Raw genomic sequence first — 11,158 nt, 5'->3', positions numbered from 1 at the left:
GCGTCGACGTCCGGGTGCGAGGTGAGGAACTCGCCCGCGCTGTCCGTCCCGAGCCCGTGGACCAGGTTGAACACGCCCTCGGGAACCCCGGTCTCACCTGCCGGGCCGATCCGCGGATCTCGCGGCGTATGCGGACGCAATCGCCGCGGCATCGCCGCGTTCGGATGATCAGGAGTTGTCGGCCTCGTCGTCTTCGTCGGCCTCTTTGTCGGCCTCTTTGTCGGCGCCGTCGGCTGCGGCGGGCGGCTGAGGTCGTACGGCGTAGTCGCCCAGCGCGCGGGTGAGCTGCGCGAATGCCGCCTCGGCCGCCGGGGCGACCGCCGCGGCGATGGACTCCTCGGATTCGCCCGCCACGCTGCGCCGCTGAAGTTCCTGGAAGAGCGCGCGGTGGACGCCGCCGATCTGCGCGGCCGCGAGGTACGGCGTGAGCTCGTCCGCTCCGCTCGGGCCCGCTTCCCCCGTTCGGCCCGCACCCGGACGGCCGCCCCCCGCCTCCCGCGCCTCGGCCGCCAGCAACTCCGCCAACGCCTCTTCCCTCTTCTCGTGCAGCTCGCGCAGCCGCGCGACCAGCACCGTGCTCTCCGCCACCATGCGCGCGAAGGGCCGGCCGCTGAACCCGAGGACGGGGTTGCGCGTCGCCAGTGCCTCGCGGAAGGCGTCGTGCAGGGCGGCGACGGCCGACTGCCCCGGCGAGCGCGCCGCGACGGTCCCGGCCAGACTCGCGACGAACGCGTCCGCGTGGTCGAGCGCGAGGTCCTCCTTGCGCGGGAAGTAGTTCGTCACCGTCATCTTGGCCACGCGCGCGGCGCTCGCGATGTCCGCGATCGTCGTCGCGTCGAAACCGCGCTCGATGAACAGGCGCGTCGCGTGGTCGGAGATCGCCTGGCGCGTCTCCAGCTTCTTCTGCGCGCGCAGGCCGACCGGCTCTGTCGAGGTCATGGGCGGCATCCTCTCATAGGTCCAACACTTTTTTGTGATGGACCTATTTTTATGCTTGACAGGTTGCCTTGCCCAGCCTAATTTTATGTTCGTCCTACTGAATGATCCGCCGGGCCGAGGAGCCGCATGACCTTCCGTACCGCAGTACCGCCGGTCGCCGCCGCGAGCACCGACTCCGTGGCCGACTACCTCAAGCGCATCGGCCGCACGCCGTTGCTCGACGCCGAGCGGGAGGTCGCGCTGGCGCGGCAGATCGAGGCGGGGCTGTACGCACAGGACCGCCTGGACACGGACCACACCCTCGCCGACGCCGCCCGCGCCGACCTCGAATGGCTTGCGGCAGCCGGGCGCATGGCCAAGCAGCACATGATCGAGGCCAACCTGCGCCTCGTCGTCTCCGTCGCAAAGCGCTACGCCGCCACGGGTGTTCCGCTGCCCGACCTGATCCAGGAGGGCAACTGCGGGCTGATCCGGGCGGTCGAGAAGTTCGACCACGAGCGCGGGTTCAAGTTCTCGACGTACGCGATGTGGTGGATCAAGCAGGCGGTGCAGCGCGCCGTGGACGAGACGTCGCGCACGATCCGGGTGCCGTCGCACATGGCCGAGCTGATCGCCAAGGTCGACCGTACGAGCCGCCGCCTCGAACGCGACCTCGGTCGACCGGCCACGGCGGCCGAGATCGGCGCCGAACTCGACCTGACCGCCGAGAAGGTGACGCAGGTTCAGGGGTACGACCGGCGCCCCGTCTCGCTGCACATGCCCATCGGTTCCGAAGGCGAGGGCGAACTCGGCGACGTCATCGAGGACACCGCCTCCGCCCCCGTCGAGGACCAGGTCGCCATGGCCGGCCTGCGCGCCGAACTCGACCGCGTGCTGGCCGACCTGACGCAACGTGAGGCCGAGGTCGTCACGCTGCGGTTCGGCCTGGCCGGTGACGGCGAGCCGAAGACGTTCGAGGAGATAGGCCGCCGCTTCGGCGTGACCCGGGAGCGGATCCGCCAGATAGAGGTCAAGGCCATGGCCAAGCTCCGTATGAAGTCGCGGGCGTCCCTGCTCCGCGACTACCTCGCCTGAAAGGACCGGACTTTGACACATCCCGCAGGGGATCCGATCACCCGCGTCACCCCCGTCACCGTCACCCCCGCCACCTCCGCCACCCCCGTCATCCCCGTCATCCCTGTCATCCCTGTCGCCCCCGCAGTCACGCCTCTCCAAGAGTCGCCCGTGCAGTTCCCCGTCGCCGGTCTTGCCATTCCCGCGCCCGCGTTCCCCGCACCTGTCGTGCGTATCGCGGCGGCTCTGCCCGATGGCGACGCGACGGCTCCACGCTCGTGGAGCACACCCGCTTCCCCCGCGCACCGCAGGTCCGGCCGAGACTCGAAGCCGGGGCGACACCAGGCGCGCGCCGCCGCCGAAACCCGACGCGCGGCGGTCCGCCTTGCACACCGGACCCGGGCCCGGTAAGTGCGTATTGTTCTGGCAGCGTCCCGGGCCTGTGGACGACAACGAGTGACGGCGTTACGTGATGCCCGATGCGTGACGGCGACGAGTGGAACGACGGGAGCGCGGCGTGCGGCAGGAACACCTTGACGGCTACCTGGCCCTGTTGGGCGTGGCGCGTCCCGAGGGTGCGCCGGACGCCGCGCTGCTCGCCGAACTCCAACGGCGCCACCTGATCGCCGTCCCCTTCGAGAACCTCGACATCCACCTCGGCCGACCCATCCGCCTCGTCGAGGACGAGTTGGTGGCCAAGGTCGTCGACCGCCGTCGCGGCGGGTTCTGCTACGAACTCAACGGCGCCTTCGGCGCCCTGCTGCGGGCACTCGGCTACGACGTGTCCCTGCTCGCGGCCCGTGTGTTCGTGGACGGCGGGGCGTCGGTCGGGATCCCGTACGACCACATGACGTTGCTCGTCCGCCTCGACGAACCGTGGCTGGCCGACGTCGGCTTCGGCCGCTTCGCGCGCGAGCCGCTGCGGTTCGACGTACGGGACGAACAGCCGGACGCGGAAGGCGTGTTCCGGATCGTCGACGGCCCGGACGGTGACGTCGATGTACACGGCGACGGCGGTCCGGAGTTCCGTATGGAGATCCGGCCGCGCGAGCTGGTCGACTTCACGGCCGGAGCCTGGTGGCACCAGACCTCCCCGCTGTCCCACTTCACGCGCGGCCCGGTCTGCACCCGCCTGACACCGGAGGGCGGCCGCATCACCCTCGCCGGCCGTACGTTCATCCGCACCGGCCCGGACGGCCGACACCAGGAGGAACTGCCGGACGACGCCGCGATCCTGGCCGCGTACCGGGAGCACTTCGGCATCGTGCTGGACCGCGTCCCCGACAACACGCCGCCCGTCGCCACCTAGAGACGCATCGACGCATCGAGACGCATAGAGACGCATCGAGACACGTACAGAAGGGGTCCCGCACCCGGGATTCAGTACGTCATCGTGCTCGGCAGCGCGGTTGCCGGGCCGGTGGGCCTGGGGCGGAGCGGCGGCAGGACTCCGAGGTCTTCGACATCGCTCGCGGGCGGCGGTGTGAGGTCCACGGGCTTGCCCCAGTCGGAGTAGGTGACGGTGGTCTTCGCCACCATCGGCTTGGCCAGCTTGATCGGGGCCACGGTCACCGCCTTCACCGGCAGGTTGTCCGGCCCGATCCACAGGTCGACGGCCGTGCGGTCCAGTCCCAGTGCCTCGTACAGCTGTCGTGTCTGTTCACGGGCCTCGTCGGTCTGATCGGTGTTCTGCACCAAGCGCACCAACGAGATCGTGCCGGCGTAGTGGGTGGTCTGCACGCCGTTGACGACCTCCTGCCCCGCTATGCGTATCTCCCCGGAGTCGATCAGTTTGTCCAAGTGCGTCAGCGGCCCGTTGTTCTGCCCGGCATCGGCCGCGGTGTTTTGCGGGGCGGGTACCAGCGGCTCTTCGAGGGTGCTCTTGGACCACGGCTTCGCGTCCTTGAACAGCGGCGAACTCAGGTCGTTTTTCGAGTAGATGGCATCCTTGAGGATCAGGCTCTCGGACGTCGACTCGCGTCGCAGTTCCTCGGGCGCCCCGATCGCGGTGTAGGCGGCCGGGTAGGTGGTCGTCAGCGTGCGCTGGGCCAAGTCGGAGGTGCGTACCTGGCTCTCGGTGACCGAGGCGAGTTCGCCGTTGTACTCCAGCACGGTCTTGCTCTTGTATGTCTGCTGGTGGGCGGCCTGGTCACGTGCAGTGGCGACCTTGCCCGCGAGCGCCGAGACGTTCGCTCCACCGCCTGCCGCTCCGGCGGTACCGGCTGCCGCGGATGCCGTCTCGGAGGCGGACGGCACGGCGGAACTCCCCGTGCTCGCGGAACTCGCGGAACTCGTCGGACTCGCCGAACCCGCCGTGTCGCCCTTCGCGTCCGACGACCCGCCCCCTGAGCCGCAGGCGGACACGGACACGCCGAGGACGACGGCGTACAGAGCCGTGGTGAAGAAGTGCTTCCTGCGCATGATCCGCCTCCCGAGGTGATCGATGGGCAGCGTAAGCATGCGCCTTTCGCACCGTCCGAGGTGCCGCGTGACCTGACCTTTTGGCGCCACATGGCTACCGCGAAGTGGACAGTCCTGAATCCTCCGAGGTGTCGCGGGCGCGACGCCGAGTGCCCGTCGGGACGGTGGCGCTTGCGGCTCGTGCGTCGCGAACAGTGGGAGGATGCCCGGGACTCCGTTTCCGTGGGACGGCGGTTCGCGACGCGTCCGCTGCCCGGTGCGGGTGGATCGGTCCGTGTGGGACGGGCATGAGGAGGTGCGCGTGCGAGCCTGCATATCGGCGTGCCGTGCCGCCGCCGCGGTGTTGCCGTACGCGCCCAACGCGCCGTACGCCGCCGCTTCCTGACATGTGCCCCGCCGGGCCCCGGCACCCGTAGCCGCTGCGTTTGCCGTCGCACCGCCCGGGCACAGCGCTGTGCGCGCGTCCGACTTCGGTGGCCACCCGGCCAGGCGCCGGTGAAGTGCCGCCGCAACCCGAGGAGTTTGTATGTCCGAGACCGGCATGCGGCGCCGTGCCGTGGCGCCGCGGACCGTGTTGGTGTGGACCGCCGTGTCGGTGGTGGGGGCCATCGCCTGGGGCGTGCTGGCCCTGGCCCGGGGGGAGGAGGTGTCGGCGGTCTGGCTGATCGTCGCGGCGCTGGCGTCGTACGCGATCGCCTACCGGTTCTACTCGCGCTTCATCGCCCGGCGCGTCCTCGAACCGGACGACACGCGCGCGACGCCGGCCGAACGCCTGGACGACGGAGTCGACTTCCAGCCCACCGACCGACGCGTACTGCTGGGGCACCACTTCGCCGCCATCGCCGGGGCCGGACCGCTGGTGGGACCCGTGCTGGCGGCGCAGATGGGGTACCTGCCCGGGACGATCTGGATCGTCGTGGGGGTGGTCTTCGCCGGGGCGGTGCAGGACATGGTGGTCCTGTTCCTGTCGATGCGCCGGGACGGCAAGAGCCTCGGGCAGATGGCACGCGACGAGATCGGGCGTGTCGGCGGAGCGGCGGCACTGCTCGCGGTGTTCGCCATCATGGTCATCCTGCTCGCGGTGCTGGCCCTCGTGGTGGTCAACGCGCTGGCCGACTCCCCGTGGGGCACCTTCTCGGTGGCGATGACCATCCCGATCGCCCTGTTCATGGGCGTCTACCTGCGGTTCCTGCGACCGGGTCAGGTCGTCGAGACCACTGTCATCGGCGTCGCGCTGCTGCTGCTCGCGATCGTGGCCGGCGGATGGGTGGAAAACTCCGGGCTCGCGGACGCGTTCACCTGGAGCCCGAAGACCCTGGTGTTCTGCCTCGTCGCCTACGGGTTCGTGGCCTCCGTGCTGCCGGTGTGGCTGCTGCTCGCGCCACGCGACTATCTGTCCACCTTCATGAAGGTGGGCACCATCGTGCTGCTCGCGGTGGGGGTGCTGGCCTCCGCGCCGACGCTGCAGGCGGACGCGGTAAGCAAGTTCGCGGGCTCGGGCGAAGGGCCGGTGTTCGCGGGCGCGTTGTTCCCGTTCCTGTTCATCACCATCGCGTGCGGCGCGCTGTCCGGGTTCCACGCCCTGGTCGCGTCCGGCACCACGCCGAAGCTGATCGAGAAGGAGTCGCAGGTCCGGGCCATCGGCTACGGCGCCATGCTGATGGAGTCGTTCGTGGCGGTGATGGCGCTGGTCGCCGCCTGCGTCATCGACCCGGGTCTCTACTACGCGATGAACGCGCCCGCGGGCGTGCTGGGTTCGACGGCGGAGAGTGCCTCGCAGGCGGTTGCGAACCTCGGCTTCACCATCACGCCCGAGCAACTGCGGTCCGCAGCGCAGGCGGTGGAGGAGTCGAGCCTGATCGCGCGTACCGGTGGGGCGCCCACGCTCGCGGTCGGGATGTCGGACATCTTCTCCGAGGTCTTCGGCGGCGACAGCCTGCGCGCGTTCTGGTACCACTTCGCGATCATGTTCGAGGCGCTGTTCATCCTCACCACGGTCGACGCCGGCACGCGCGTGGGCCGCTTCATGCTGCAGGACATGCTCGGCAACATCTGGAAGCCGATGGGCCGGGTCAACTGGAAGCCCGGTATCTGGATCGCCAGCGGGCTCGTCGTGCTGGGCTGGGGCTACTTCCTCTATGCCGGCGCGACCGACCCGCTCGGCGGAATCAACCAGCTGTTCCCGCTGTTCGGCATCGCCAATCAGCTCCTCGCCGCCATCGCGCTCACCGTGGCCACCACCATCCTGATCAAGCGCGGCAAGCTGCGCTGGGCGTGGGTCACCGGGTGCCGCTGGTCTGGGACGTCGCGGTCACCTACACCGCGGGGTGGCAGAAGATCTTCTCCGACGACCCGCGCGTGGGGTTCTTCGCCCAACGCGAGCGCTATGCCGACGCCATCGGCGACGGCAAGGTGCTCGGCCCGGCCAAGAACATGGACGAGATGCACACGGTCGTGCTCAACAGCACGGTCGACGGCGTGCTGATCGCCGTGTTCCTCGTCCTGGTCGCGGTCGTGATCGTCAATGCGGCGGTGATCTGCGTCCGGGCGATCCGCGCGGGCTCGCTGCCCACGACGGAGACCCCGTACGTCGAATCGCAGCTCCACGTGTCGCTGCCCGGCGCCCGAAAGCCCGCGACCGTCGCCGCGTCCGAGACGGACCGGGCGTGACGGCCCCCGGGCCCGACCGCGAAGCCGCGGGCGGCGGCCTGCATCCGCGCCGCCTGCTGGCCGCCGTGCGCTGGTACCTGCGCGAGGTCTCCGGCGACGCCGCCTACGAGCGGCACTGCGAACGACACCGCCGCGAGAATCCCGACCGGCCCTCGCCCACGCGCCGCGAGTACGAGGCGTGGCGCCGGCGGAGGCGAGAGGAGACCCCCATCTGCCGCTGCTGCTAAGGCGCGTCGTCCGGAGGGTCCGGCAGAGACACCGGGGCCGGAGGTTCGGCCGACACCTTGGGATCCAGGGGAGGCGGCAAAGCCTCCCCGGGATCCCTGACTTCGTTCGCGGGCGGCGGCGTGAGGTCCACGGGTTCGCCCCAGCCGGAGTAGTACGACGTGGTGCTGACCACCACCGGCTGGGCCGCCCTGACCGACTTGGCCGGGCCGGGCGTCCGCAGCAGGTTGACGGAGACCTGTTTGACGGGCAGATCGTCCGGCCCGATCCACACGTCGATCGCCACCGGATCCTCACCCAGCACCATCCAGGAGCGAAGGACCTCTTCACGCGCCTCGTCGGTCATCGCCGGGTTCTTCTCCAGCATGACCTGCATGGAGAGGGTTCCGGCGTAGTGGACGGTCTGTACGCCGTCGACGACTTCCCGTCCCACGACGCCGACTTCTCCCGAATCGATCAGCGGACGCAGGCCCGCCATAGGCCCGTCGTCCCAGGGTGTACCGGCGGCCGCGGTGCCCTGCGGGGGAGAGGGCAGCGGCGACTCGACCGTGCACCTCCACCACGGCCTCTCGCCGTTGAACAACACCGATGCCGGATCCGCCCTGCTGTACACGGTGTTCCCCAGGATCAGGGTCTCGGTCGTTTCCTCCGGTGTCTCATGGTCTCCACCCAGCGCGGCGTAGGCACCCCGACAGGTCGTCGTCCGCACGCGCTGGGCCATGTCCCGGGTACGCACCTGGCTCTCCGCGACGAAGGCGACATTGCCGTCATACTCCGTCACGGTCTTCATCCGGTAGGTCCGGTACGCCCGGTCCGTGTCGGCACCGGCGGGTGCTTCTGCGTGCTCCTCGCTCAAGGTCCGCCTCCAAGGTGGGTCGAATATGCAGCGTAGGCCGGTTCGGGGTGTCCGCTCGGTGGCGGCCCCAGGGCGAAGGACCCGCGGCCTGGCGACTGACGTCCTAGAGTCGTGGACATGACTCGGATCCAGCTGATGCGAGCGGAACACGGCCCGGCGGTAAGGGCATTCGAGCTGGCGAACCGGGCGTACTTCGCCGCCTCGGTCCCGGATCGCGGCGACGCGTACTTCAACGAGTTCGACGTACGCCTCGGCGTCCAGCTCGCCGAACAGGACGCCGGCACGCACTACTTCCATGTGCTCGTCGCCGCGGACGGCCAGGTCGTCGGTCGCGTTGAACTCGTCGATGTGGCCGACGGGACAGCGGAGTTGCGCTACCGCGTGGCCGAGCGCGCGACCGGACGCGGGGTGGCCACGGCCGCGGTCCGCACGGTCTGCGTGCGGGCCGGCGCCGCTTACGGCCTCTTGTCGCTGCGTGCCGTCACCACACTCGACAACCCCGCGTCGCTGGCCGTGCTCGCCCGCGCCGGGTTCGAGGCGGTCGGCGAGGAGGAGGTCGACGGCCGTCCCAGCCTGCGGTTCGTCCGCGAACTGCGGGACGTACGAGAGCTTCGCGACCTGCGTGACCCTCCGGCCGTACCGAGGGCGAACCCGTGAAAAGGGGGAACTCCACCGCGCGGACCCCCTCGTCTGGGTCCGCGCGGTGGAGCGTCCGCGGGCGTGGTGCGTCGTGCTGTGCTGTGTTCTGCTCCCGAACGCTGTGGGGCCGACTGCCAGCCGATGAACACGTAGTCGGCCTTGTACGGGTGGACGGTCGGCTGGGTGGCCGGGTCGCAGGTGGCTGGCTGGGGCAACGCCGCCCTGGGTGTTGAGCCGCAGGATTCACCGGGGTGTTCCGGCGGCCTCGTTCACGAAGGTGTGGGCGATGTCGCCCTCGCAGGCGGCGGGCGGCAGGCGCCAGGCGTCAGAGAGGACAGGCGGAGTCCGACAGGGAGAGTGGCGGGCCTACCGGAGCAGCAGGCTCGAATCGCCGAACTCGTGCCACAGGTAGCGCTTCTCGAGCGCGGCCTCGTACGCGCGGCCGACGACGTCGGGGCCCGCGACGGCCTCCAGGAGCAGCAGGTGGGAGGCGTCGGGGGCGTGCAGGCCGCTGATCAGGCCGTCGACCGCGTACGCCGGCCGGTCCGGACCCAGCACGAGTTCCGTCCACCCCTCGCTCGGCAGCACGGTGCCGTCCGGAAGTGCCGCACTCTCCAGCGCACGGGTCGCCGTCGTACCGACCGCTATCACCCTTCCGCCGTTGCGCTTGGTCAACTCGACGAGTCGCGCGGTCTGCTCGGGGACGCGGTACCGCTCGGGCAGCGGCGGTTCGCCCGCCTCCAGCGACGAGATGCCGGTGTGCAGGGTGACCGGCGCCACCACGACACCGCGCGCGATCAGGTCCAGCACCAGGTCGTTGGTGAACGGCCGGGCCGCGCTGGGCATTTCGGCGCTGCCCGGTTCGCGGGCGAAGACAGTCTGGTAGTGCGAAAGGGGCCAGCGCCCGCGCAGGTAGCCGTAGGTGATGGGGCGTCCGTGCTCGTTGAGGTACGCCGGGACGGCCGCGCCGACCCGTACCTTCCAAAGGCGGCTGCCGCCGGTCAGGCTCGGATCCGGGTACGCCTCCTCGACCGTCATCTCCACCCCCGCGGGCAGCGCGACGACTTCGCCCGCCCGGCCGTCGGGGACCGGTCCGCCGCCGTTCTCCGGCGGGCGCATCTCCGCGAGCCAGCGCCCGTCGTCCAGTTCGGTGGAGAAGTGCACGATCACACCGCGTCCGTCGGAGCGTTGCGCGTCGACCGCGGCCGGAAGGGTGGCGGATGTGTTGACGACCAGGAGGTCGCCGGCGCGCAGGTGGCCGCCGAGGTCGCGAAAGCGCGCGTGCCGCACCTCGCCTCCGCCGGCTCCGGGTGCGGGACCAGTGCCGTCGGTGCGGCCGGCCCGGCCGTCGGTGATCAGCAGGCGCACCTCGTCGCGGGACAGTCCGCGCGCCTCGGGCGGCTCGGAGGCGTGGAGTTCGTCGGGAAGGGTGAACCGGGTGCGGGCGGTGGCCAAATCGATCACGCTCATTGCGACAGCTCCTCGACGGACGTCGGGACGGGAACGGCAGGGGAGTCGGAAGTCGAGTCGGCGGACACGCGGAGGTCGGACTTGGTGATGTCGGACTCCGTGATGCCCGGCTCGGTGATGCCGGACTCGGTGAAGTCGGACGCGCGGTGGCGGCCGCTTTCCGGGCGCCGGTCGAGCAGGCCGAGCAGCGCCGGCACGACCGTGCCCGGCTCCGGACGGTCCGAGATGTCCTCGCCCGGGAACGCGTCCTGGTGCATCACCGTGCGCATGTCGCCGGGGTCGACGGCGTAGAACCGGATGCCGGGGTTCTCGGCGGCCAGTGTCCCGGTGATGTGGTCGAGCGCGGCCTTGGAGGCGCCGTACCCGCCCCACCCCGGGTACGCCTCGACCGACGCGTCCGACGTGATGTTGACGACGGTGCCCTTCGCGGCGTCGAGCTGCGGCAGGAGGGCCTGGACGAGTGCGAGCGGGGCGACCGTGTTGATGCGGAAGACGGCCTCCAGGTCGGCCGCCGGGTACTCGGCGATCGGGGGGAGGGGGCTGACGCCGAGTGTCCCGGCGTTGTTGACCAGCAGGTCCAGGCCGCCGAGGCCGGCGACGGTACGGGCGAGCTCGCGGCGGTGCCCCGGGTCGGAGACGTCGCCGGTGACGGTCACGACCGAGGTCTCGGTCCGCAGGTCGGCGGCGGCCCAGGCGAGCTCGTCGCCGCCGCGCGCCGTGACGACGAGGGTCCAGCCGCGCTCGGCGAGTCCGTGCGCGAGCGAGAGGCCGAGTCCGCGGGAGGCGCCGGTGATGAGGGCGACGGGCATGAGGATCATCCCCATTTCCTGTGATGGTTCGTCAGTGGCCTTTTCCGTCACCCATGCTGCAAGTTAAAGTTGACTT

At 70.6% G+C, this 11,158-nt stretch carries 9 protein-coding genes and 1 pseudogene; 5 read left to right on the top strand and 5 right to left on the bottom strand.

The annotated features are described in order from the left end of the window. Positions 1-168 precede the first annotated feature (168 nt). On the bottom strand, positions 169-939 hold the full coding sequence (locus AB0C36_RS20125; protein WP_435839080.1) for a TetR/AcrR family transcriptional regulator: 771 nt from the start codon (positions 937-939) through the stop codon (positions 169-171). 126 nt (positions 940-1,065) lie between these two features. Here AB0C36_RS20125 and AB0C36_RS20120 point away from each other — a divergent pair, with 126 nt between their 5' ends. Next, the gene (locus AB0C36_RS20120; protein ID WP_358355846.1) at positions 1,066-2,013 is read left to right on the top strand and encodes a sigma-70 family RNA polymerase sigma factor; all 948 of its coding nucleotides are present in this window, start codon (positions 1,066-1,068) and stop codon (positions 2,011-2,013) included. 496 nt (positions 2,014-2,509) lie between these two features. Continuing rightward, positions 2,510-3,301: an arylamine N-acetyltransferase family protein gene (locus tag AB0C36_RS20115; protein WP_358355844.1), complete on the top strand. Its 792-nt coding sequence runs from the start codon at positions 2,510-2,512 to the stop codon at positions 3,299-3,301. Positions 3,302-3,372: 71 nt separating this feature from the next. Here the strand turns inward: AB0C36_RS20115 and AB0C36_RS20110 are convergent, their stop codons facing one another. Continuing rightward, positions 3,373-4,413 carry an SCO4651 family lipoprotein gene (locus AB0C36_RS20110; RefSeq protein ID WP_358355842.1) on the bottom strand — a complete coding sequence of 347 codons (1,041 nt, stop codon included), beginning with the start codon at positions 4,411-4,413 and terminating at the stop codon, positions 3,373-3,375. 541 nt (positions 4,414-4,954) lie between these two features. Between AB0C36_RS20110 and AB0C36_RS20105 the strand changes: the two are divergent. Then, positions 4,955-7,083: pseudogene (locus tag AB0C36_RS20105) on the top strand (carbon starvation CstA family protein). Beyond that, complete coding sequence (locus AB0C36_RS20100; RefSeq protein ID WP_435839079.1) at positions 7,080-7,310, top strand: CstA-like transporter-associated (seleno)protein; 231 nt, start codon at positions 7,080-7,082, stop codon at positions 7,308-7,310. The pseudogene AB0C36_RS20105 and the gene AB0C36_RS20100 overlap by 4 nt, the downstream one beginning before the upstream one ends. Here AB0C36_RS20100 and AB0C36_RS20095 read toward each other — a convergent pair. Beyond that, a complete protein-coding gene (locus tag AB0C36_RS20095) occupies positions 7,307-8,164 on the bottom strand; it encodes an SCO4651 family lipoprotein (protein ID WP_358355840.1) in 858 nt (285 codons plus the stop codon). The two genes, AB0C36_RS20100 and AB0C36_RS20095, sit on opposite strands and share 4 nt — an antisense overlap. Positions 8,165-8,281: 117 nt before the next feature. Here AB0C36_RS20095 and AB0C36_RS20090 point away from each other — a divergent pair, with 117 nt between their 5' ends. Further along, positions 8,282-8,821 (top strand): GNAT family N-acetyltransferase, encoded by a 540-nt coding sequence (locus AB0C36_RS20090; protein ID WP_358355838.1) that lies wholly within the window; start codon positions 8,282-8,284, stop codon positions 8,819-8,821. A 348-nt stretch (positions 8,822-9,169) separates the two neighbouring features. On the opposite strand, the gene AB0C36_RS20085 is transcribed toward AB0C36_RS20090, so the two are convergent. Both AB0C36_RS20085 and AB0C36_RS20080 read right to left on the bottom strand, forming a co-directional pair. Next, entirely contained in the window at positions 9,170-10,273 is a 1,104-nt protein-coding gene (locus AB0C36_RS20085; RefSeq protein WP_358355836.1) for an S-adenosylmethionine:tRNA ribosyltransferase-isomerase, read from the bottom strand. Further along, on the bottom strand, positions 10,270-11,091 hold the full coding sequence (locus AB0C36_RS20080) for an SDR family NAD(P)-dependent oxidoreductase (protein ID WP_435839078.1): 822 nt from the start codon (positions 11,089-11,091) through the stop codon (positions 10,270-10,272). The genes AB0C36_RS20085 and AB0C36_RS20080 overlap by 4 nt, the downstream gene beginning before the upstream one ends. Positions 11,092-11,158: the final 67 nt, after the last annotated feature.

Source organism: Streptodolium elevatio, from assembly GCF_040649515.1.
Lineage (GTDB): Bacteria > Actinomycetota > Actinomycetes > Streptomycetales > Streptomycetaceae > Yinghuangia > Yinghuangia elevatio.
The sequence above is the reverse complement of the archived record's forward strand: the minus strand, read 5'-3'. Positions and strand labels throughout refer to the sequence as shown.

Coding starts and splice junctions, on each gene's coding strand:
- AB0C36_RS20125 (WP_435839080.1), bottom strand. CDS start 939: ATGACCTCGACAGAGCCGGTCGGCCTGCGCGCGCAGAAGAAGCTGGAG.
- AB0C36_RS20120 (WP_358355846.1), top strand. CDS start 1,066: ATGACCTTCCGTACCGCAGTACCGCCGGTCGCCGCCGCGAGCACCGAC.
- AB0C36_RS20110 (WP_358355842.1), bottom strand. CDS start 4,413: ATGCGCAGGAAGCACTTCTTCACCACGGCTCTGTACGCCGTCGTCCTC.
- AB0C36_RS20090 (WP_358355838.1), top strand. CDS start 8,282: ATGACTCGGATCCAGCTGATGCGAGCGGAACACGGCCCGGCGGTAAGG.
- AB0C36_RS20085 (WP_358355836.1), bottom strand. CDS start 10,273: ATGAGCGTGATCGATTTGGCCACCGCCCGCACCCGGTTCACCCTTCCC.
- AB0C36_RS20080 (WP_435839078.1), bottom strand. CDS start 11,091: ATGATCCTCATGCCCGTCGCCCTCATCACCGGCGCCTCCCGCGGACTC.